Annotated in this window: 16 protein-coding genes; 9 read left to right on the top strand and 7 right to left on the bottom strand. The window is 72.0% G+C overall.

Annotated elements, in window-relative coordinates:
• Nucleotides 1-55: 55 nt before the first annotated feature.
• Genes ACGFIB_RS04220 through ACGFIB_RS04200 form a run of 5 tightly spaced genes read right to left on the bottom strand, consistent with a single transcriptional unit; the run spans nt 56 to nt 8,326 of the window.
• Nucleotides 56-1,618 (bottom strand): DHA2 family efflux MFS transporter permease subunit, encoded by a 1,563-nt coding sequence (locus tag ACGFIB_RS04220; protein ID WP_393368310.1) that lies wholly within the window; start codon nt 1,616-1,618, stop codon nt 56-58.
• Nucleotides 1,619-1,649: 31 nt separating this feature from the next.
• The gene (locus tag ACGFIB_RS04215; protein ID WP_393368308.1) at nt 1,650-4,970 is read right to left on the bottom strand and encodes a BTAD domain-containing putative transcriptional regulator; all 3,321 of its coding nucleotides are present in this window, start codon (nt 4,968-4,970) and stop codon (nt 1,650-1,652) included.
• A gap of 52 nt (nt 4,971-5,022) precedes the next feature.
• Nucleotides 5,023-6,144: a hypothetical protein gene (locus ACGFIB_RS04210; protein WP_393368306.1), complete on the bottom strand. Its 1,122-nt coding sequence runs from the start codon at nt 6,142-6,144 to the stop codon at nt 5,023-5,025.
• A complete protein-coding gene (locus ACGFIB_RS04205) occupies nt 6,141-7,415 on the bottom strand; it encodes a glucarate dehydratase family protein (protein WP_393368304.1) in 1,275 nt (424 codons plus the stop codon). The genes ACGFIB_RS04210 and ACGFIB_RS04205 overlap by 4 nt, the downstream gene beginning before the upstream one ends.
• 8 nt (nt 7,416-7,423) lie before the next feature.
• Nucleotides 7,424-8,326 carry a 5-dehydro-4-deoxyglucarate dehydratase gene (locus tag ACGFIB_RS04200; protein ID WP_142575279.1) on the bottom strand — a complete coding sequence of 301 codons (903 nt, stop codon included), beginning with the start codon at nt 8,324-8,326 and terminating at the stop codon, nt 7,424-7,426.
• 310 nt (nt 8,327-8,636) lie between these two features.
• Here ACGFIB_RS04200 and ACGFIB_RS04195 point away from each other — a divergent pair, with 310 nt between their 5' ends.
• The 3 genes from ACGFIB_RS04195 to ACGFIB_RS04185 all read left to right on the top strand — a co-directional run bounded on the left by ACGFIB_RS04195 (nt 8,637) and on the right by ACGFIB_RS04185 (nt 11,422).
• Complete coding sequence (locus tag ACGFIB_RS04195) at nt 8,637-9,440, top strand: NAD-dependent epimerase/dehydratase family protein (RefSeq protein WP_393368302.1); 804 nt, start codon at nt 8,637-8,639, stop codon at nt 9,438-9,440.
• A 13-nt stretch (nt 9,441-9,453) separates the two neighbouring features.
• Nucleotides 9,454-10,857 (top strand): aldehyde dehydrogenase (NADP(+)), encoded by a 1,404-nt coding sequence (locus ACGFIB_RS04190; protein WP_393368300.1) that lies wholly within the window; start codon nt 9,454-9,456, stop codon nt 10,855-10,857.
• A gap of 136 nt (nt 10,858-10,993) precedes the next feature.
• A complete protein-coding gene (locus tag ACGFIB_RS04185) occupies nt 10,994-11,422 on the top strand; it encodes an ester cyclase (RefSeq protein WP_393368298.1) in 429 nt (142 codons plus the stop codon).
• A gap of 47 nt (nt 11,423-11,469) precedes the next feature.
• On the opposite strand, the gene ACGFIB_RS04180 is transcribed toward ACGFIB_RS04185, so the two are convergent.
• Entirely contained in the window at nt 11,470-12,756 is a 1,287-nt protein-coding gene (locus ACGFIB_RS04180) for a pectate lyase family protein (protein WP_357248529.1), read from the bottom strand.
• Nucleotides 12,757-12,814: 58 nt separating this feature from the next.
• Complete coding sequence (locus ACGFIB_RS04175; RefSeq protein WP_357248532.1) at nt 12,815-13,732, bottom strand: 5-dehydro-4-deoxyglucarate dehydratase; 918 nt, start codon at nt 13,730-13,732, stop codon at nt 12,815-12,817.
• Nucleotides 13,733-14,003: 271 nt separating this feature from the next.
• Between ACGFIB_RS04175 and ACGFIB_RS04170 the strand changes: the two genes are divergently transcribed.
• The 6 genes from ACGFIB_RS04170 to ACGFIB_RS04145 all read left to right on the top strand — a co-directional run bounded on the left by ACGFIB_RS04170 (nt 14,004) and on the right by ACGFIB_RS04145 (nt 20,529).
• Nucleotides 14,004-14,861 carry a carbohydrate ABC transporter permease gene (locus ACGFIB_RS04170; RefSeq protein WP_357248655.1) on the top strand — a complete coding sequence of 286 codons (858 nt, stop codon included), beginning with the start codon at nt 14,004-14,006 and terminating at the stop codon, nt 14,859-14,861.
• Nucleotides 14,862-14,880: 19 nt separating this feature from the next.
• Complete coding sequence (locus ACGFIB_RS04165; RefSeq protein WP_357248535.1) at nt 14,881-15,759, top strand: carbohydrate ABC transporter permease; 879 nt, start codon at nt 14,881-14,883, stop codon at nt 15,757-15,759.
• Nucleotides 15,760-15,807: 48 nt separating this feature from the next.
• Entirely contained in the window at nt 15,808-17,097 is a 1,290-nt protein-coding gene (locus ACGFIB_RS04160) for an ABC transporter substrate-binding protein (protein WP_357248538.1), read from the top strand.
• A gap of 91 nt (nt 17,098-17,188) precedes the next feature.
• Nucleotides 17,189-18,352, top strand: a complete 1,164-nt coding sequence (locus tag ACGFIB_RS04155; RefSeq protein ID WP_357248541.1) for an enolase C-terminal domain-like protein — start codon at nt 17,189-17,191, stop codon at nt 18,350-18,352.
• 34 nt (nt 18,353-18,386) lie between these two features.
• The gene (locus ACGFIB_RS04150; RefSeq protein WP_142575270.1) at nt 18,387-19,160 is read left to right on the top strand and encodes an IclR family transcriptional regulator; all 774 of its coding nucleotides are present in this window, start codon (nt 18,387-18,389) and stop codon (nt 19,158-19,160) included.
• A gap of 244 nt (nt 19,161-19,404) precedes the next feature.
• A complete protein-coding gene (locus ACGFIB_RS04145; RefSeq protein ID WP_393368294.1) occupies nt 19,405-20,529 on the top strand; it encodes a HesA/MoeB/ThiF family protein in 1,125 nt (374 codons plus the stop codon).
• The last annotated feature ends 211 nt before the right edge of the window (nt 20,530-20,740 follow it).

Genomic DNA, 20,740 nt, shown 5'->3' with positions numbered 1-20,740 from the left:
CGGCGGGGGCACGCCTGACCAGGACGGGGACGCCCCGCCGTGTGCGGCCCGCGCCTCAGCGGGCCGTGACCGCGCCCTCGGCGGGCTCCTGCCCGCCGGTCTCCTCTTCCCCGGTCTCGGGGATCACCTTGGGCACGCCGCGCAGCGCGAACGGCACGGCGGCCGCGAGCACGAGCAGGATGCCCGCGCCGGTCAGCACGGTGACCTGGAGGCCCTCGACGAACGCCTGGCGCGCGGCCTGGGCGACGGCCCCCGCGGCGTCGCCCGGGAGCGCGGCGGCGGCCTTCAGCGCGCCGGCGAGCGTGTCGCGGGCCTCGGCCGCGGGTCCGTCGGGCAGGCCGGGCGGAAGCACCAGGCCGTTCCGGTAGACGCTGGTCAGCACGGTGCCGAGCACGGCGATGCCAAGCGCGCCGCCCATCTCGTGGGCCGTCTCCGAAATCGCGCTCGCCGCGCCGGCCCGCTCCTTGGGCACCGAGGCGAGCAGCGTGTCGCCGGTCACCGCGAACGTGAAGCCCATCCCGACGCCCTGGATGATCATGGCGACCAGCATGTAGAGGTAGGGCGTCTCCATGTCGATCCGGCTGAACAGGAAGAACCCGATCGCGGTCAGCGCCAGCCCGAGGCTGACGACCGGCCCGCGGCCCCACCGGTGCACGAGCACTCCGGACAGCGCGCCGCCGACGCCCCCGGCGAGGCCGCCCGGCATGCCGGCGAGCCCGGCCGTCAGCGGCGACCAGCCCATGACGAGCTGGAAGTACTGCGCGAAGACCACCGACATGGCGAGCATCGCGAAGACCGCGACCAGTTCGGCGCCGACCATGGCCGCGAACGCGCGCCGCCGGAACAGTGAGATGTCGATCAGCGGTTCGGCCAGCCGGGTCTGCCTGCGGACGAACACGACCAGCGCGGCGACCGCGATCACCGCCGCGGCGATCACGGACGGCTGGGTGACGCCCCCGGTCGTGGCCTCCTTCATCGCGTAGATCAGGCCGAGCACGCCCACGGCCGACAGCGGGACGCTGACGAGGTCGAGGCTGCCGGGGCGGGGGTTGCGCGACTCGGGCAGCACGACGAACCCGGCGACCAGGACGGCCGCGACGACGGGCACGTTGATCAGGAAGACCGAGCCCCACCAGAAGCGGTCGAGCAGCAGGCCGCCGACGATGGGCCCGAGGGCGAACCCGACCGCGCCCACGCTGCTCCAGACGCCGACCGCGGTGGTCCGCTCCTTCGGGTCGGGAAACACGTTGCGGATCAGCGACAGCGTCGAGGGCATGATCGTCGCGCCGGCCACGCCGAGGAGCGCGCGGGCGGCGATCAGCAGCGGGGCGTTCGGCGCGTACGCCGTCAGCACCGAGGTGGCGCCGAAGGCGGCCAGGCCGACGAGCAGCAGCCGCCTGCGCCCGATCCGGTCGCCGAGGTTGCCCATGGTGACGAGCAGTGCGGCCAGCGCGAAGCCGTAGATGTCGGCGATCCATAGCAGCTGGATGGCCGAGGGCGCCAGGTCCTCGCCGAGCTTCGGCAGGGCGAGGTGCAGCACGGTGAGGTCGAGGGACAGCAGGAGCATGGCCATGCAGGCGATGACCAGCGTGCCCCACTTGCGGGAGGTGTCGTTCATGGCCGTCAGCGTGCGCCGGGGCGCTGACGACTCACCCACCGAGCGCTGACAGGTGCCCTTCGATGACGGTCAGCGCCGCGGTCTCCGTGCCCCCCGCGCTGCCCCCCGCGCTGCCCCCCGCGCTGCCCGCCGTGACCGGCATCCGCTGCCGGGTGAACGCCTCGGCCTCGGCGTACGCCCGGTCGAAGGCGTCGTCGCCGAGGGCGGCCCGGCAGCGTGCCTCGATCCGGGCGACGTCCGGGTCGCGGGCGGCGGGAGCCCCGCGCAGCGCGGCGCCGACGCCCAGCAGCCAGGCGGCCCGCTCGGGGGCCTCCTCCAGCACCGCGACGCCGGCGACGCCCTCTGCGACCGCGGCGGTCATGGTGAGGCTGCGAGTGCCGAGGCCGGTGGTGAGGGCGCGGCGGTGCCACGCCAGTGCCTCTGCGGTCTCGCCCGACATCTGCGCGGCCCAGCCGAGCGCGAGGTAGACGTGCGAGCGCGTCTCCTCGGCGTTGAACCACTCGGCCGTGCATTCCGCCAGGGCCGTCTCGTACCACCGCCGGGCCTCGGGCAGGTCACCGCCGAGCCGGGCGAGCTCGCCGAGCCCGAGGAGCGCCGTCGCGAGGGCCTCCGGGGCGCCGGTCCGCCGGGACAGCTCGGCGGCCCGCTCGAAGTCGGCCCTCGCGGAGTCCGTGTCTCCGGAACGCATCCGAGCCCAGGCGCGCCGGCAGAGGGTCTCGGCGAGGTCCGCCGTGGCGCCCAGCCGCTCGGCCAGGTCGAGCGCCTCGTTGGTCAGCGCCTCGACCCGTTCGAAATGTCCCCGCCGGTCGGCGACGTCGGACATCGCGGACAACACCATCACCCGAAGCCATACGTCCCCGGCGGCGCGGGCGTCCTGGAGCGCGCCGGTGAGCTCCTGCTCGGCCTCGTCGAGCCGGCCGTCGAACGTCTTGAGATAGGAGAGGCTGAACCGGCTGAGCATCCGCGTCCACGGGTCACGGTCGAGCACACGGAACAGGTCCTCCAGCCGGTGGAGTTCCTCCCTGGCGGGAGGACCGCTGATCATCGCGTGCAGCACGAGGAGGAACGGCTGGCGAGGCGGCATGGGCAGCGTGTAGGTCCGGCGGACGACCTCGGCCACGAGCGCGTCCACGACGGGGCCGCTCGTCCCGCCCCAGGCCACGAGGCAGGCGCACACCACGTGCTCCTCCTCCAGCCCGTCCGGCGGCGTGGCGCCGAGCCTGCCGAGCAGTTCGGCGGCGAGCCGGGCGGCCTCGCCGCGCAGTCCGCGCAGCAGCCAGTAGCCGCTCGCGGCCGACAGCAGCCGCAGCGCGGGCGTCACGTCGCCGGCGCGTACGGCGCGGCGCAGCGCGGCCTGCAGGTCGTCGCGCTCGCCGTCCAGCCGGCGCAGCCACTCGATCTGGTCCGGCCCGCGCAGGTGCGGGTCCGCCGTGGTGGCGAGGTCCAGGACGTACGCGAGGTGGGCCTCGCGCATGGGCTCGCTCTCGCCGGCCTCGGCCAGCCGTTCGGCGCAGAACGCCCGGATCGTCTCCAGCATCCGATAGCGGTCGTCCACCACCTCGACGAGTGACTTGTCCACCAGGGAGGCGAGCACGCCGTCGGTGTCGGGCAGGCCGCACACCCGCTCGGCCGCCTCCAGCGTCGCACCGCCCGCGAAGACCGTCAGGCGCCGCGCGAGCGCGCGCTCCGGCTCGTCGAGCAGGTCCCAGCTCCACTCGACGACCGCGCGCAGCGTCCGGTGGCGTGGCTGCGCCGTACGGCTGCCGCGTGACAGCAGCGCGAAGCGCGGGGCGTCGCCCTCCGGTCCCATGCCGGCTGTGCCGTCGCCGGTCCCGAGCCGGGCGGCGATCTGGGCCAGGGGCAGCGAGCGCAGCCGCGCCGCGGCCAGCTCGACGGCCAGCGGCAGCCCGTCCAGCGCCCGGCAGATCCGCAGCACGTGCTCGACGTCGCCGGGCGCGAGGACGAAGCCGGGCCGTACGGCGGCCGCCCGCTCGACGAACAGCCCTACGGCCGGATAGGCGAGCGCGTCCTCGACGGTGAGCTCGTCGGCGGATTCACCGGCAGGGGGCGGGGGGACCCGCAGCGGGGGAACCGGGCACAGGCGCTCGCCGGTGATGCCGAGCGCCTCCCTGCCGGTGGCCAGCACGCGCAGGGCGGGGCAGGCCGCGAGCAGCCGGTCGGCGAGCCGGGCCGCCTCCTCCACGACGTGCTCACAGTTGTCGAGCACGAGCAGCACCGGCCGCAGTGTCAGGGCCGCCACCAGGCGGGCGAGGGGATCGGCGGCGCCCTGCCGGGTCCCGGGAGTGGGGATGGCCAGGGCGCTCTCGCGCAGCCCGAGCGCGCCGAGCACGGCCTGCGGCACGTCGGCGCCGTCGGTGAGCGGGGCCAGCTCCACGAGGCAGACCTCGCCGGGCCACCGGGTGGCCGCTTCGAGTGCCAGCCGGGTCTTCCCGGTGCCGCCCGGGCCGGTGAGCGTCACCAGCCGCGCCTCGGCGAGCAGCGCGTCGATGCGCTCCAGCTCGGCGGCGCGGCCCACGAGTGAGGTGAGCGGCACCGGCCGCCCGCCGAGCCCGGCGGAGGCGGGGGCGGAGGCGGGGGTGAGGGCCGGATCGGAGCGCAGCACCGCGAGGTGGATCGCGGACAGCTCGGCCGACGGGTCGGCGCCCAGCTCGTCGGCGAGGATCCGCCGGGCGTCGTCGTAGGCGGCCAGCGCCTCCGCCGGGCGGCCCGCGGCGTACAGCGCGCGCATGAGCTGCCCGCGCGAGCGCTCCCGCAGCGGGTGCTCGGCGACCCGCTCCTGCAGCTCGGGGAGCAGGTCGCGGTGCCGTCCGAGGGCCAGGCCCGCCTCGGTGAGGTCCTCGGCCGCCGACAGGCGCAGCTCCTCCAGCCGGACCGCCTGGGCGGGTGCGAACGGCGCGTCGGGCACGTCCGCGAGCGCCGGGCCGCGCCACAGCCCGAGGGCCTGGCCGAGCAGGGCGGCGGCCCGGCCGGGGTCGCCCGCGTCGAGCGCCCGCCGCCCCTCGGCCGCCAGCCGTTCGAAGCGCGATGCGTCCACGTCGTCCGGGTCCACCGCCAGCCGGTAGCCCGCGGGTTCCCGCACGACCAGGTCGCCCAGGTCGCCAAGGCCGGCGAGGTGCCGGCGCAGCCGCGACACCTGCGCCTGCAGCGCGTTGTCCGCCCCGGACGGAGGCTCGGCGCCGTACAGGCCGTCGATCAGGCGGTCGGTGGTGACCACCCGGCCCGCGTTGAGGAGCAGCAGGCCGAGCAGCGCCCGCAGCCCCGGCCCGCCGACCGGCACCGGGCGGTCGCCGTCGGGCCGCGCCTCCGTGGGGCCGAGGATGCCGAACCGCATGCCGTCGATTGTTCCGCATCGTCCGGCTCTGTGTGGTGGGGTGCGGTGCGGTTCAGCGGCGGACGGCCTCCGCGATCGCCTTCAGCCGCGCCGCGGAGGCGAGGCCGCCGTGGTACCAGTGGATCTCGGCGGCGCCTGCCGCCGTGTAGGCGTCGGCCAGGAACGACAGCGCCGCGCCGTCCGCCGGGCGCGGAGGCAGGGCCAGCACGTACGCGCCCACGCGGGGGCCGAGCCGGCTCAGGGCGCGCAGCCCGGCCTCGTCCACCTCGGCGGCGTTCCAGCAGTTGCCGACGAGCAGGTCGGCGTCCACCCCCGCGGGCACGGTCGCGAACGGGCCGGTCGCCCACGGGTCGGCGCTGGCGTGCAGGGCGATGCCCAGATCCGGCCGCACGGCCCTGGCCTCGGCCAGCAGCAGGTCGCGCAGTTCGCCCGCGAGCCCCGTGCGCAGGTCGCGCATCGCGCCGGCCAGGTCGCCGAGCGCGTCCTCGACCGAGCGCGGCGCGCCGTCCACGCCCGCCCGCACCCGCGCGCGGACCTCGGCGACGTCCAGTCCGGCCGCCTCGTAGCGGCGCACGCAGGCCGCGCAGAAGCACAGCGACAGCAGCGCGACCTGCGCGGGCGACCAGTCCGCGCCGTCGGTCTTCTCGTGGTGGCCGCCGTGGCGGAAGCCGAGCGCGCCGCACGCCTCGAGGATCAGCGCGTCGGGGTCGCCCGCCTCGACGACCTCGCGGACCAGCGTCCGGCAGTAGTCGCGCACGTCGGACGCCGCCGGGCACAGCGCGTACGGATAGATCTCGCCGAAGGCGTTGGTGACGACCAGGTCGGGGTTGGCCGAGCCGAGCAGCGTGTTGTGGGTCAGCACGGTCCACGCCCGCACCGGCAGGCCGGCGGCGCGCAGGGCGTCCCTGGCCTCCCCGAACGGGTCGGCCGAGTCCACCCACGACGGGGCGCCGGGCACGAGCCGGTTGCCCTTCCACGCCTCCTCGCGTACGGGGACGTAGCAGGCCGCGTGCCGCGCCTCGACCAGCCGGTGCGCCGGATGGGCGGGGGTCGCGGCGCGGGTGGTGTGGTAGGACGCGGCGAGCGCCACCGCGTCGACGCCGAGCGCCTTGAGCCGCGCGGCGGCGCCGGGGTCGCCGACGATGTCCCAGGGGTAGGCGTAGATGACGTTCACCAGCGTGGCCTCCGTGCGGAGAAGGACGGGTCGACCGACCTCATGTACGTCGTGTCGTCGCGGGAGCGGACCCCGCACTTCTCATACTGCTCGTTCATGATTGCGAGGGCGTCGCGGTCGAGTTCCACCCCGAGCCCGGGGCCGTCCGGCACCTGGACCGCGCCGTTCACGAACCGCAGCGCGCCCTTACCGCCCGAAGATGGGGCGACCACGTCCTGACCGTCCTGCCAGGGGGTGTGGGTGTCGCAGGCGTGCGTGACCGCGGGGGTGGCGGCGGCCAGGTGGGTCATCGCGGCGAGGCTGATGCCGAGATGGGAGTTGGAGTGCATGGACAGCTCGATGCCGAAGGTCTCGCACAGTGTGGCGATGTGCGCCGAGCGCACCAGACCGCCCCAGTAGTGGTGGTCGGTCAGCAGCACGCCGATGGCTCCCTGGCGGACGGCCGGCGGGATGTGCTCGGGGGTGACGACGCACATGTTCGTGGCGAGGGGCATCGGCACCTCGGCGGCGACCCGCGCCATGTTCTCGATGCCCTCGGCCGGGTCCTCCAGGTATTCGAGCACGCCGTCGAGCTCGCGGCCCACCCGGATCGAGGTCTCCACGCTCCAGACGGCGTTGGGGTCGAGGCGCAGCGGGTGCTCGGGGAACGCCTCACGCAGCGCGTGGACCGCCTCGACCTCCTGCTCGGGCGGGAACACCCCGCCCTTGAGCTTGATCGAGCGGAAGCCGTACCGGCCGATCAGCAGGCGGGCCTGCTCGACCACCCCGTCGGGGTCGAGCGCGGCGCCGAAGCCGTCCTCCGGCGCGCCCGGATGGCCCGCCCACTTGTAGAACAGATAGGCGCTGTACGGCACGGCGTCGCGCACCCGGCCGCCGAGCAGGTCGACGACGGGCCGCCCCACCGCCTTGCCGCGGATGTCCAGGCAGGCGACCTCGAAGGGGGAGAAGATCCGGTCGACGGTCTTGGCCCGCGAGGAGGTGCCGGTCAGGCCGTGCAGGTCGGTGACGACGTCGGCCCCGACGAGGCCGGCGACGGTGGCGTACATCGCGTTGTGGCCGTAGACGTCGTGGCCGATCAGCGCCCCGGCGGCGTCGCGCACCCGCACGAGGTGGTCGAGGTCGCCGTAGGTCTCCCCGAGGCCGGTCAGTCCCTCGTCGGTGACGATCTCGATGATCGTGCGCAGCGCCCAGGGCTCGTGCACGCCGGCGGCGTTGAGCAGCGGCGGGTCGCGGAAGGCGACCGGGGTGACGTTGATCTCGCGAATCCTCATCGAGCTCCTCATCCGACGATGTCCAGTCCGGCCGCGATCAGCTTCTCCAGGCGGGCGACGTGCTCGGGGGCCGCGTCGACCAGCGGCGGACGCACCCGGCCCACGTCGAGGCCGCGCAGGGCGACGCCCGCCTTGACGAGCGAGACGGCGTAGCCGGGCACGAGGTCGCGCAGCTCGACCAGGGGGCGGTAGAAACCGGTGAGCAGGCGCCGTACGAGGTCGTCGTCCCCGGTGTTCACGGCCTTGTGGAAGGCGAGCGCCACCTCCGGGACGAAGCAGAACACGGCGGAGGAGTACAGGCTCACGCCGATCCCCCGATAGGCGAGCACGGTCATCTCGGCCGTCGGCAGCCCGTTGAAGAAGGTGAAGTCGCGGTCGGTCGCCTCCCGCACGGCGAGCACGATCCGCTGCATCGCGTCGACGTCGCCGAGGCCGTCCTTGAACCCGACGACGCTGGGGATCTCGGTCAGCGCCGCCGCGGCGGCGGCCGTGAAGCGGGCGTTGGCCCGCTGGTAGACGATGATCGGCAGATCGGTGGCCGCGGCGACCTCGCGGACGTAGCGCACCAGCCCCTCGGCGGGCGCGCTGACCAGGTAGGGCGGCAGCAGCAGCAAACCGTCCGCGCCCGCGTCGGCGGCCCTGCGCGCGCACTCGCGGGCGAACGGGAGCGAGCCGCCGGCGCCCGACAGGACGGGAACCCGCCCGCCCGCCGACTCGACGGCGATCCGCACCACCCGCGCGTACTCGTCGATGCCCAGCGCGTTGAACTCGCCCGTGCCGCAGGCGGCGAACACCCCGCCCGCGCCCTCGGTCACCCCTCGGGTCACGTGCTTGGCCAGCACGTCCTCGGCCAGCTCACCGTCCGGGCCGAACGGTGTGACCGGAAAGAAGAGAACGCCGTCGAGCTGCATCCGCCCACTCCCTAGATGTCCATATATATGGACAAAGTTCTTCAATATGTCCACGAAGCTAGCCGGATGATCGGATGGAAGTCAACTGGCCGGCCCTGACCGCGGTGCTGGTCAGCCCGCGCGTGAACCGCCGCAGTAAAGGCCTGAAGCGCGATGATTGGCGGGTCATATATGTGAATTGTGCCCGTGCTTGTGAACGGTTGGGAATTGCTGCGAGACTTGCGCCGTTTGGCAGTGACACGGTCCGTAGATCGCGCGGACGCTCGCGGAGCGCCGCGCTCTCCTGCGGGGCCGATCCGACAGGAGGCAGATGCGAGTTCTCATGACCGGCGCGGCGGGCGGTGTCGGCACCCTGCTGCGACCCCGGCTGGCCAGGAAGGGGCGTGTGCTGCGCCTGCTCGACGTCGTCCCGCTGGAGGCGGGGCCGGGCGAGGAGGCGGTGACCGCCGACATCACCGACCCCGAGGCGATGGACGCGGCGATGGACGGCGTGGACGCGGTGCTGCACCTGGGCGGCCACAGCGTCGAACAGCCGTGGGCGGACATCCTGCAGGTCAACATCCACGGCACCTATGTGGTGCTGGAGGCCGCGCGGCGGGCGGGAGTGCGCCACGTCGTGCTGGCCAGCAGCAACCACGCGGTCGGGTTCTTCCCGCGCGGCGCCGGTGAGGCGCCCGACTACGTGTTCCCGCGCCCCGACACCTTCTACGGCGTGAGCAAGGTGACCAAGGAGGCGCTCGGCTCGCTCTACCACGACCGTTACGGCCTGCACGTGACGTGCCTGCGCATCGGCTCGTGCTTCGAGCGGCCCAGGGACGTGCGCATGCTGTCGACCTGGCTGTCCCCGGACGACTGCGCCCGGCTGGCCGAGGCGTCGCTGGCGGCCGACGGCTTCCACGTGGTGTGGGGCGTGTCGGCCAACACCCGCCGCTGGTGGTCGCTGGAGGAGGGCCGGGCCATCGGCTTCGAGCCCGGGGACGACTCGGAGGTCTTCGCCGCCGAGCTGATCGCCGAGCACGGCGAGCCCGATCTCGGCGAGCTGCCGCATGCACTGGTCGGCGGGGCGTTCTGCGGCCCCCGCTACGATGTCGAGAATCTTACGGTGAGGGGATGAGGTGTCCGACCAGGTGAACGATGCCGTCCGGACGGCGGTCGAGCGGGCCGCCGCGGCGGGCGAGGCGTGGCGGGCGACGCCCCCGGCCGAGCGCGCCACCGTGCTCGAAGGCGTTTCCGACGCCCTGCTCAAGCACGCCGAGGAGCTGTGGCCGGCCGCGGCGGAGGAGACCCGGCTGCCCGAGGCGCGGCTGCGCGGCGAGATCGCCCGTACGGCCGCGCAGTTCCGGCTGTTCGCCGGCGTCCTGCGGGACGGAGGCTGGGTCGAGGCGGTGATCGACCACCCCGACCCCGGCGCCACTCCGCCGTGTCCCGACCTGCGCCGGATGAACCACCCGCTCGGTGTCGTGGCCGTCTTCGCGGCCAGCAACTTCCCCTTCGCGTTCTCGGTGGCGGGCGGCGACACGGTGTCGGCGCTCGCGGCCGGCTGTCCGGTCGTGGTCAAGGCCCACGAGGGGCACCCCCGCACCTCCGACCTGACCGCCTCCGTCGTACGGCAGGCACTGCCCGACCCCGACCTGCTCGGGCTCGTGCACGGGTTCGAGACCGGGGCCCCGCTGGTGCAGCACCCGCTCGTCACGGCGGTCGGCTTCACCGGCTCGCTCGGGGGCGGGACGGCCATCCAGAAGCTGATCGACGAGCGGCCCGACCCCATCCCGTTCTACGGCGAGCTGGGCAGCGTCAATCCGGTCGTCGTGCTGCCCTCGGCCGACCCCGCCGAGGTGGCCTCCGGCTTCGCGGCCTCGCTGACGCTGGGCGTGGGGCAGTTCTGCACCAACCCCGGCCTGGTGTTCGTCCCGGCGGAGGGAGGGTTCGAGCAGGCCGTCGCCGAGGCGGTCGCCGCCACCTCCGGCGGTCCCATGCTGACCGCCAAGATCCGCGAGGGCTACCTGCGGGCGTCCGGCCGGCTGGCCGGGCGGCTCACCGTGCTGGCGAGCGGGGGCGCGGTGGACGGCATCACCCCGCAGGTCTTCGCCGCCGACCTGGAAGCGTTCGCGGAGGGGCTGCCCGAGCTGGGGGAGGAGTGCTTCGGCCCGTCGGCGATCGTCGTCCGCTACCGCGACCCCGCCGACCTGCCCGCCGTGCTGCGCCGGCTGCCCGGATCGCTGACCGCGACCGTTCACGCGGCCGGCCCGCAGGAGGCCCGCGACCTCGTGCCGGTGCTCAACCGGCTGGCCGGGCGGCTCATCTGGAACGGCTGGCCCACCGGTGTCGCCGTCAGCTGGGCGATGCACCACGGCGGCCCGTGGCCCGCCTCCACGGCCCCGGCGCACACCTCCGTCGGCGCGGCCTCGATCAGGCGCTGGACGACCCCCGTGGCGTACCAGGACTGGCCGGCGGACCTGCTGCCGCCGGAGCTGCGCGACGACAACCCCCTCGGCGTGCCGCAACGTGTGGACGGCCGCCTGCGCGCCTGAGGCCGCCCCCCCCCGCGTATCCGCGCCGCTCTCCCCTCGGGGGGAGCGGCGCCTCCATGCTCGGACCCGGATGAAGAGGGCGAAAGCCGCGTCTCGATAGCCTGGACTTCTGGCGGCGGGAATCGGGGGTCTCGCGGTGGACGAGGTGGTGGACCGATATGTCAGCGCGTTCAACGCCCACGATCTGGGCGCGATCATGGACTGCTACTGCTCCAAGCCCGTCACGGTGGGGCCGGGCGGCCCGGTGGAGGGACGCTCGGAGATAGCGTCCTATTACACCCGGACCTGGCAGGCGTTCCCGGACATGCACTTCACGGTGCTGCGGAAGGTCGTGGACGGCGCGGCCACGGCGGTCACCGCGGTGGCGACCGGCAGGCACACCGGGCCGTTCGCGCTCACCACGGGTGACGTGCTCCAGAGCACCGGGCGGTACATCAGCGTGCGGTGCTGCTGGTTCTTCGCCCTGCAGGAGGACGTGATCGTCAACCAGCAGATCTTCTACGACCAACTGGAGCTGTATCTCCAGCTCGGGCTTCCGCTGTCCCGCCTCGGTCCGCCGGGCTGAGGGTGCGCGGCCCCCGCGCACGCACAGGGGCCGCGCGCCGCCGCCCGTCAGTGGATCTCGCCGGCTCCCGCGTGCCGGGAGACCTCTCTGCGTACGGTCTCGGCGGGGTCGATCCCCGTGTGCAGGGCCGGTGTCCAGCCCGCGTCCGCGCCGAGGTCGGGATCGTGGTTCGCGTTGTAGGCGGCGATCAGGTCGATGGGCCGCTCCTTGCCGCCGACCCGCAGCAGGTTGCCCCTGGCCGTCAGCGTCGTGCCGCCCCAGTCGTAGAGCAGGTCGCCCGGGTCCACGCTCCGGCTCAGCCGGAAGTAGTTGTTCTCGGCGTAGATCTGGGACTCCACGCCCACGCCCAGCGCGTACTCGAAGGGCTCGGCGTCGGGCACCTGGTAGTAGTTGTTGTAGACGTGCACCTTGCCGAACCGCACGCGGGGCAGCCGCTGAAGGTTGCCGGAGAACTCGTTGTGGTGCACGGTGACGCTGAGCTTGCCCCGGTCGGTGGCGGGGTTGTTGGTCGAGCCGATCAGCATCGTCTTGTCGTGGTCGGAGAACGAGTTCCACGACACGGTCACGAAGTCGGACGCGCTGGTGATGTCCGACTGCCCGTCGTGCACCTGGTAGGGCCGGCCGAAGTAGACCGGCTGGTTCGCGTCGGGGTTGTCCCCGTCGGTGAACGTGTTGTGGTCGATCCAGACGTGGGTCGAGCCGGTGACCGAGATGTTGTCGTAGAGGGAGTTCCAGTTGCCCTCGGCGCCGTCGGTGGGGTCCCACTGGGGGAAGCAGTCGGCGGTGTCCTCGAACCGGATGTTGCGGATGATGACGTTGTCCGCCTTGTCCACGTGCAGGTTGATGTGCCGGATGGTCGCTCCCGGCAGGCCAACGATCGTGGTGTCGGACGGCACCTTGAGCTTGATGTATTTCGTCTGCGCCGCGGCGGAGGCCGCCCGCGCGTCCTCCACCGGCCCGGACGGCTCGGTGTCGCGGCCCCACACCGCCGGGTCGTACGCCGCGAGGTAGCCGGCCAGGGTGTAGCCGCCGGTGGCGAAGTCCGCGCAGGTCCTGTCGACGTCGACGACGCCCTTGACGTAGATGATGCGGGGGCCGGGAGAGGCGAGGGCCGCGGCCAGGCCCGCGCGGTCGGTGACCACGTGGACGTTCGGCGCGGGGGCCGCCGCGCCGCCGGTGGTGCCGGTGCCGGCCGAGGCCCAGCCGTCGCCCGCGGGCAGCGTCTGCCGCCCGAGATCGGCCGGCTTCCCGGCCGCGGCGGGGGCGGCCGTCAGCACGGGGACGGCGGCCGTGATCGCGAGGGCGGCCGACAGGAGTAGGGATCTTCCGGGCATGACTGTCTCCGTTCCGCGGTCGCTCCCCCGGGGACGAGTCCGTACGTGTCACCGGCGCTCAGGCCGGATCGGGCGACCGCTCCAGTTCTTCGAGAAGGGCGAGACCGCGGTCGATCAGCGCGGCGAGCCTGCCGAGGTGCTCGGGGCTGGGATCGGACAACGGCCGGCGGACGGGTCCCACGTCCAGACCACGCAGGCGCACACCCGCCTTGATGAGCGAGACGGCATACCCCGGGCCCTGGCCGCGGAGGTCGACCAGGGGACGGTAGAAGCCTTCGATCAGACGGTTCGCGACGTCGTCGCGGCCGTCCCGCAGCGCCCGGTAGCAGGCGAGCGCGAGGCCCGGGAGGAAACAGAAGACGGCGGAGGAGTAGCGGACCACCCCGAGGTCCCGGTAACCGCGCTGGGACAGCTCCGCCGTCGGCAGGCCGTTGAAGTAGAGCATTCCGGGCGGGGCGGCCTCCATGATCCGGCGCATGAGGCCGAGGTCGCCGTGGCCGTCCTTGAGCCCGATGACGCCCGGGTGCTCCGCGAGCGCCGCGACCGTCTCCGGCTCGAAGACGGCGTTGTCCCGCTGGTAGAGGATGACCGGCAGCCGGGTGCCGTCCGCGATCGCCTCATAGTGGCGGCGCAGGCCGTCCTGACCCGCCTGCACGAGGTACGGCGGCAGCGCGAGCAGGGCCGAGGCCCCGCCGTCCCGCGCCGCTTTGGAGAACTCCAGGGCCATCGCGGTGCCGTAGCCGGTCCCGGCGACCACCGGGACGCGCCCGGCCGCCTCCTCGACCGCCGCGGCCACGCAGGCGGTGTAGTCGCGCAGACTGAGCGAGGGGAACTCGCCGGTGCCGCAGCAGGCGAACACCGCGCCGCACCCCGCCTCGACGCCCTGCCGCACGTGCCGGCGGAACACCTCGAGGTCGAGCCGCTCCTCCTCGTCGCACGGGGTGACCGGGAAGAACAGCAGGCCGTCGAATGTCACCGGCTTCCTCCGTCATTCTCCTGAACTGTCAGTCATTCGACATCCATCTGAACCTGATTCATATGCATGAACACCGGGACCGTACGGCGCGCACGGCGCGCGGTCAAGACGCGGGCCCCCAAACGGCGAATGTCTCGAATAGGACACGAGTTCTTGACAGGACCAAGGCGCGACATCACCGTTGATCCGTCCACGTTTGTGAACTACGTTCAGGAATATGTCTTGAGCCTGGTTCGGGAAAAGCCGCAGAGGAGATGCGCCGGTGACGACGATGCGCCGCAGGGCCGTGCCGTACCTGCTGATCTCACCGACGGTCGCGCTCATCGCCGTGTTTCTCGTCTACCCGATCGCCAGCGTCGCGTACTACAGCCTGCAGCACCGCAACCTCACCCGGCCATGGGCGGACGGCTTCGCCGGTCTCGGCAACTTCCGGCAGATGCTGTTCGAGGACGAGGTCTTCTGGCACAGCCTGGGCTTCACCGCGAAATGGGTGGTCGCCGAGATCGGCCTCCAGCTGATCCTCGGGCTGGCCCTGGCCCTGATCGTCAATGAAAGCTTCATCGGCAGGGGGCTCGCCCGCTCGCTCGTCTTCTCGCCCTGGGCCGTCTCCGGGGTGCTGACGACGGGCATCTGGATCCTGCTCTACACGCCGAGCACCGGGGTGCTGCGCTTCCTCGGGCAGCCCGAGGCGGCGGTCCTCGGCAACCCCGACACGGTCTTCCCGGCCGTGGTGGTGACCGAGCTGTGGCGCGGCGTGCCGTTCTTCGCGATCCTCCTGCTCGCCGGCCTGCAGGGGATCCCGGGCGAGCTCTACGAGGCGGCGGCGGTGGACGGCGCCGGGCGGATCAGGCGCTTCCTCCACGTCACGCTGCCGCACCTGCGGGAAGCGATCGTGCTGGCCACACTGCTGCGGGGAGTCTGGGAGTTCAACAACGTCGACCTGCTCTTCACGCTCACCGGCGGCGGGCCGGCGCAGGTCACGACCACGCTGCCGCTGTACGTCGCACAGCGAGCCGTCGACTCCAAGGACTTCGGGTACGGCTCGGCGCTCACGATGGCGGGCTTCGTGATCCTGCTGTTCTGCTCCCTCCTCTACCTCCGGCTCAGCCGGTTCGGCGAGGAACGATGAAGAGGCGAGGGGTTTCACGATGAGCGCCGACGTCATGATCCGCCCGGGCACGCGAGCGGTGCCCGCGGGGACCCGCCGGCGGAGGAGACGCGATCCCGGCCGCGTGCTGCGGCTCTACGTCCCCCTCGGGATGTATCTGGTCTTCACCCTCGTGCCCTTTTACTGGATGCTCGTGTTCGCCCTGCGGCCGGCCGGATCGACCGACCCGGTGCCCTGGCCGATCACGTTCGAGCACTTCGAGACCGTCTGGAACGACATCGGCTACGCGGTGTTCTTCAAGAACAGCGTGATCGTCGGGGTCTGGTCGCTGCTGGTCACCACGGTCATCGCGGTCATGGGCGGATACGCGCTGTCGCGCTACCGGTTCCGCGGCCGGGGCCTGTTCATGGTCGTGCTGCTGTGCACCCAGTTCATTCCCGGCGCGATGATGCTGATCCCGCTGTTCTCCATCTTCAAGTCACTCGGCCTGATCAACAGCCTGGCCAGCCTCATCGTCGCCGACACCGTCTTCAACCTGCCCTTGTCGATCATCCTGATGAGCGGGTTCGTCTCGGCCGTGCCGTTCACGGTCGAGGAGGCCGCGATGGTCGACGGCTGCAGCCGGTTCCGCGGCTTCCTCGCGATCGTGCTGCCGCAGCTGCGACCCGGCCTGATCGCCGTGGGGTCGTTCGCCTTCATCCACACGTGGAACAACTTCCTGTTCGCGCTGATGTTCGTCAGCAAGCAGGACAGCTTCACGATCCCCGTCGGGCTCAGCTACACGATCGGGGAGTACAGCGCCGACTTCGGGGCCCTGGCGGCAGGAGGCGTCGTCGCCGCCCTGCCGGTGGTCTGCGTGTTCGCAGTGGTCCAGCGCTATCTCGTGCACGGCATCAGCGCCGGCGCGGTCAAGGGATAGCACCCCCAGAGAACTGTCGAGAGCAGCCTGTCGTACGCAGGAGGAACCATGAAGATGAAAGTGGCCTGGGCGGCGCTCGCCGTCCTCGCCGTCACCGCCACCGGGTGCGGGTCGGACTCGGGTTCCGGCGAGGGCTCCGGCAAGACGACCATCACGTTCTGGGACAACAACGGGGGCGCCCGCACCCCCATCTACCAGGAGCTGATCAAGCGGTTCGAGGCGGCCAACCCCTCGATCCACGTCGAGTACGTCGGCATCCCCATCGCCTCCGTCCAGCAGAAGTACGACACCGCCATCGCGGGCGGGGACACCCCCGACGTCGGCGGCGTCACCACGTCGTACCTGGCCAACCTGACCGGCCAGCAGGCGCTGGAGCCGGCGGACGAATGGCTGACCACGAGTGCGGTGAACGGCAAGCTGGCCGCGCCGATGCTCGACTCGGTCCGCAAGACCGTGCCCGACGGCAAGCTCTACCTGGTGCCGGGCACCTCCAACATGGACGTGGTGTGGTACCTGAAGGACAGGCTCCAGCAGGCGCCGGGCACCTGGGACGAGTTCTTCGCCGACGCCGACGAGCTGACCAAGAAGCCCGACGCGTACGGCTACACCATCCGCGGCGGCGCCGGCTCGATCTTCCAGATCCTGGCCGAGATGTACTCCTACTCGGGCGTGAGCGAGTTCTTCGACGCCTCCGGCAAGAGCACGGTCAACGACCCGAAGAACGTCGAGTTTCTCACCAAGATGGCCGGGCTGTACAAGAAGGACACCCCCGAGGCCGACGTCACCAACGACTTCCCGAAGATGGTCGCCGCGTTCGGCACCGGGAAGATCGCGATGATGCACCACAACCTGGGCTCCTACAACGACCACGTCAAGGCGCACGGCAAGGACAAGATCGGCGCCTTCGCACTGCCGACCGGCCCCGGCGGCAGGCGGACCGTCGTCGCCAACCCCGTGGACGGCTTCGCGGTGTTCAAGGGCAGCGAGCACAAGGACGCCGCCTGGAAGTTCGTGGAGTTCCTGGTCTCCCACGAGGGCAACAGCTACTGGAACCAGCAGACGGGCCAGATCCCGGCCAACACCGAGGCGCAGGGCGACTCCTGGCTGCAGGGCCTTGAGCACCTGAAGACGGCCGTCGACACGCTGAACGACCCGAACACCCAAGTCGTGTCGCCGCCCTACTACCTGCCGCAGTTCTCCTCCATCACCAAGGCCGACACCGAGCCCCTCTTCCAGAAGGTGCTGCTCGGCCAGATGCAACCCCAGGAGTTCCTCGACACCCTGGCGCAGAAGCTGACCGACGCCCAGGCCGAGTGGAAGAAGGCGACCGGCGGCTGACGAAGCCGCCCGGCCTGCCCCCGGGACCGGGCCGGTGCGTCCCTGACCCCGCACCGGCCCTCCTCCGGAATCGTCGAGAGAGGGAAGAGTCATGGCGGTCGTCGAACGCGTCATCGTCACGGTCTTCACCACGGTCACCAGGTCCGTGGTGGACGGGCACGGCCACCGGCATCCCGGCCCGCCGCGGGAGGTGCGGGAGGCGCTGCTGACCGTCACCGACAGCGACGGCGCGACCGGACACTGCCTGGCCGCGCCGGACACCGTCAGGGAGACGGTGATCACCGGCCACATCGGGCCGGCGCTGATCGGTCAGGACAGCCTCGACCGGGAGCGGCTGTGGCACCGCGTCGCCCGCCGTCAGCGGGGCGCCCAGGGCAACCTGTCCGACCGCGCGCTCAGCGCGGCCGACCAGGCCCTGTGGGATCTCGCCGGGCGCAGGCTCGGCCTGCCGGTCTGGAAGCTCCTCGGCGGCGCCCGATCCGAGGTGCCCGCCTACGCGAGCACGATGTGCGGCGACGACATCCCCGGCGGCCTGGCCACCCCCGAGGACTACGCCGCCTTCGCCAAGGAACTCGTCTCCCGGGGCTACCGCGGTATCAAGTTGCACACCTGGATGCCGCCCATGCCGTACGGCGTGGACCGCGACATCGAGGCGTGCGCCGCGGTCCGGGAGGCGGTCGGCCCGGACGTCGCGCTCATGCTCGACAGCAACCACTGGTACTCCCGCTCCGAGGCCCTGACCCTCGGCAGGGCCCTCGACGAGCTGAACTTCGCGTGGTACGAGGAGCCCATGGAGGAGGCCTCGGTGCAGTCGTACCGATGGCTCGCCGACCAGCTCAGGACGCCGATCCTCGGGCCGGAGACCTCCTGGGGCAAGCACATGGCGCGGGCCGAGTGGGTGGCCGCGGGGGCCTGTGACATCCTCAGGGTCGGCGTGGTCGGCTCCGGCGGCATCATCCCGGCGATCAAGGCGGTCCACCTGGCCGAGTCGTTCGGCATGGACTGCGAGATCCACGGGAACGGCTCCGGCGCCCTCGCCGTGATCGGCGCCACGCTGTGCGGGCAGTGGTACGAACGGGGCCTGCTGCACCCGCACTCGGACTACGACACGCCCGCCCCGCACCTGCGCTCGATCGTCGACCCGCTCGCCGGCGGAAAGGTGCGGATGCCGGACACTCCCGGACTAGGGGATGATCTGGATACGGACTACATCGCCTCCCGGACGGTCGCCTCCTGGGGAACCGGCTCACAATAGGAGGCGGACAGGCGGGTCAGGGAGGTTACAACACATGGCGGAACCCGTGCCGCACGTGAAGTCGGCACTCCGGACGGTCGAGCTGCTCGACTTCTTCGCGCAGTATCCCGGACTGCACAGCCTCACCGACCTACAGGGCAAGCTGGGCTACCCCAAGAGCAGCCTGCACGCTCTGCTGCGCACGCTGGTCGACCTCGGCTGGATCGAGACCGACGTCACCGGCACGCTCTACCGGATCGGCATGCGGGCTCTGCTGGTCGGGGCGACGTACATCGACGGCGATCCGGTGGTCCAGCTCGCGCACGACGCGCTGGACTGGCTGGCCGAGGTCACGGGCGAGACGGTGCACCTCGCCCGTCTCGACCACTTCGACATCGTGTACCTCGCCACGCGCGCCTCGCGGCACTACCTGCGGCCGTTCTCGCGGGTGGGCCGGCGCCTGCCCGCGAGCACCACGTCGCTCGGCAAGGCGATCCTGGCGAGCAGGGACGAGGGCGAGGTGCGCGCGATGCTGCCCGCCGAGCTGCCGTCGCTGACGGCCCATACGATCGTGGACGCCGAGGAGCTGCTCGTCGACCTGCACCGGGTGCGCAAGCAGGGCTACGCGGTGGACCGCGAGGAGAACACCGAGGGGCTGCGGTGCTTCGGCGTCGCGCTGCACATCAGCGACCCGCCGCGCGACGCCATCAGCTGCTCGGTGCCGATCCCGCGCCTCACACCCGAGCGGGAGAAGGAGATCGCCTCCTGCCTCCTGGAGGCGCGCGAGCGCATCGAACGCTCCGCCATGCGGCAGCGCCGCGCCTACTGACGCGCCCGCCGCCCTGCCGCACCCGCCGCGTCCAGAAGAAATCTAGAAATCATCCGGGCGCGGCGATTCTATGGGCCGGCCGGCTCGGCGGCCTGTCCCGCACATGCATAACGGCCGGCCTCTTTCCGGTCTTCGGCTATTTCCCGCGGTGCGGGATCGCGCGTTCGGCGCATTTGTGAACAGACATTGACCGAGCGCAATTCGAATTGATAAGTTCCCGGTGTCGTGATCGTCTCCTCCGGTCGTGGAGGTCGGCTTGCGGTTGCCGAGAGTTAAGGCCGAGCATCGGCCCTACCGATTAGGGCACGACAGGATTCGCATCGGCGGCTCCATCTACGGGATCGCCGGGGAGATATCGGATCCGAACGGTCATGCATGGGCCGCGCTGTCCGCGATGGACGGAACCCGCACGCCCTCCGACGTCGCCGATCACCTGTGCGTACTGTTTCCCGGCCTGCGGAGAGCGCACGCGACCGGCGTCGTGGACCTGCTGCTGCGATCCGGCTACTTGGAGGACGCGGCGGCCCGGCCGCCGAGTGATCTCAGCGCGGCGGAGATGGAGCGATATTCTCGGAACCTCGCGTTCTTCCGCTGGGTGGATCTCGTGCCCCGGGCACACGGGTGGGAGGCGCAGGTCGCGCTGAAGCGCGCACGCGTGCTGGTCCTGGGACTCGGCGGCACCGGTAGCCACGCCGCCTGGGCGCTGGCCGCCGCGGGCGTCGGGACGATCCACTGCGTCGACCGTGATGTGGTGGAGCTGTCGAACCTCACCCGTCAGGCGCTGTTCACCGAGGCGGACCTCGGCAAACCGAAGGCCGACGTGGTGGTGGACCGCCTCGGCCGGGTCAACTCGAATGTCCACGTGACCGGACAGACCCGGGCCGTCGAGAGCGTGGCGGATCTGTCCGCACTGCTGACCGGGTTCGACGCGCTCGCCCTGTGCGCGGACGAACCTCGCGGCCGGGACGGCATCCGGATCTGGGCCAACCGGGCGTGCCTGACGGCCGGGGTGCCCTGGGCGGTCGGGGGGTATCGCGGTCCTCTCGTCAGCGTCGGGGTCTTCACCGCCGACGGGCCGTGCTACGAGTGCCTCACCGCGACGATCGAGGCGACGACCACGCCCGGAGTCCACGTCGACCTCGGGGGGCCGGGAGTGCTGGCACCCTCCGCCGGTATTTCCGGTCATCTCACCGCGCAGGCTGTCATCTCAATGCTGGCGGGCATTCCGGCGACACTGCGCAGCCACGTTACCGGAATAAATCTGGTCGCTCCCGAACAGCATGTCTACACGCTCCACGGAGCTTCTCCGGAATGCGCCGGCTGCGCCACACGACAGCGCGGGAACCCCAACGGCGGTATTGACGCCTAATATGACCCGGCCTACCGTGAAAAGCAACCGCGACAGGAGGAGGTAGGAAATGGAGCGACAGGAGCCGGCGGTGCAGGAGCCTGCCGAGATCGATGACGTGGTTGGAAAGATATCAATCCGGCTGCTTGACAGAATCGAGACCACGCAAACCTACAGCGGGAACTCGAACAGCTGACCGGCGATGGTCCGGACGGTCGATCTTCCGATCGCC

Source organism: Microbispora bryophytorum (assembly GCF_043197435.1).
Classification (GTDB): Bacteria; Actinomycetota; Actinomycetes; order Streptosporangiales; family Streptosporangiaceae; genus Microbispora; species Microbispora bryophytorum.
Note: the sequence above shows the minus strand (reverse complement) of the source record. Positions and strands in the feature narration are given on the sequence as shown.

What these genes read in the sequence shown, in the direction of transcription:
- ACGFIB_RS04220 (WP_393368310.1), bottom strand. Translation starts at nt 1,618, where the DNA reads ATGAACGACACCTCCCGCAAGTGGGGCACGCTGGTCATCGCCTGCATG.
- ACGFIB_RS04215 (WP_393368308.1), bottom strand. Translation starts at nt 4,970, where the DNA reads ATGCGGTTCGGCATCCTCGGCCCCACGGAGGCGCGGCCCGACGGCGAC.
- ACGFIB_RS04205 (WP_393368304.1), bottom strand. Translation starts at nt 7,415, where the DNA reads ATGAGGATTCGCGAGATCAACGTCACCCCGGTCGCCTTCCGCGACCCG.
- ACGFIB_RS04200 (WP_142575279.1), bottom strand. Translation starts at nt 8,326, where the DNA reads ATGCAGCTCGACGGCGTTCTCTTCTTTCCGGTCACACCGTTCGGCCCG.
- ACGFIB_RS04195 (WP_393368302.1), top strand. Translation starts at nt 8,637, where the DNA reads ATGCGAGTTCTCATGACCGGCGCGGCGGGCGGTGTCGGCACCCTGCTG.
- ACGFIB_RS04180 (WP_357248529.1), bottom strand. Translation starts at nt 12,756, where the DNA reads ATGCCCGGAAGATCCCTACTCCTGTCGGCCGCCCTCGCGATCACGGCC.
- ACGFIB_RS04170 (WP_357248655.1), top strand. Translation starts at nt 14,004, where the DNA reads ATGCGCCGCAGGGCCGTGCCGTACCTGCTGATCTCACCGACGGTCGCG.
- ACGFIB_RS04165 (WP_357248535.1), top strand. Translation starts at nt 14,881, where the DNA reads ATGAGCGCCGACGTCATGATCCGCCCGGGCACGCGAGCGGTGCCCGCG.
- ACGFIB_RS04160 (WP_357248538.1), top strand. Translation starts at nt 15,808, where the DNA reads ATGAAGATGAAAGTGGCCTGGGCGGCGCTCGCCGTCCTCGCCGTCACC.
- ACGFIB_RS04155 (WP_357248541.1), top strand. Translation starts at nt 17,189, where the DNA reads ATGGCGGTCGTCGAACGCGTCATCGTCACGGTCTTCACCACGGTCACC.
- ACGFIB_RS04150 (WP_142575270.1), top strand. Translation starts at nt 18,387, where the DNA reads ATGGCGGAACCCGTGCCGCACGTGAAGTCGGCACTCCGGACGGTCGAG.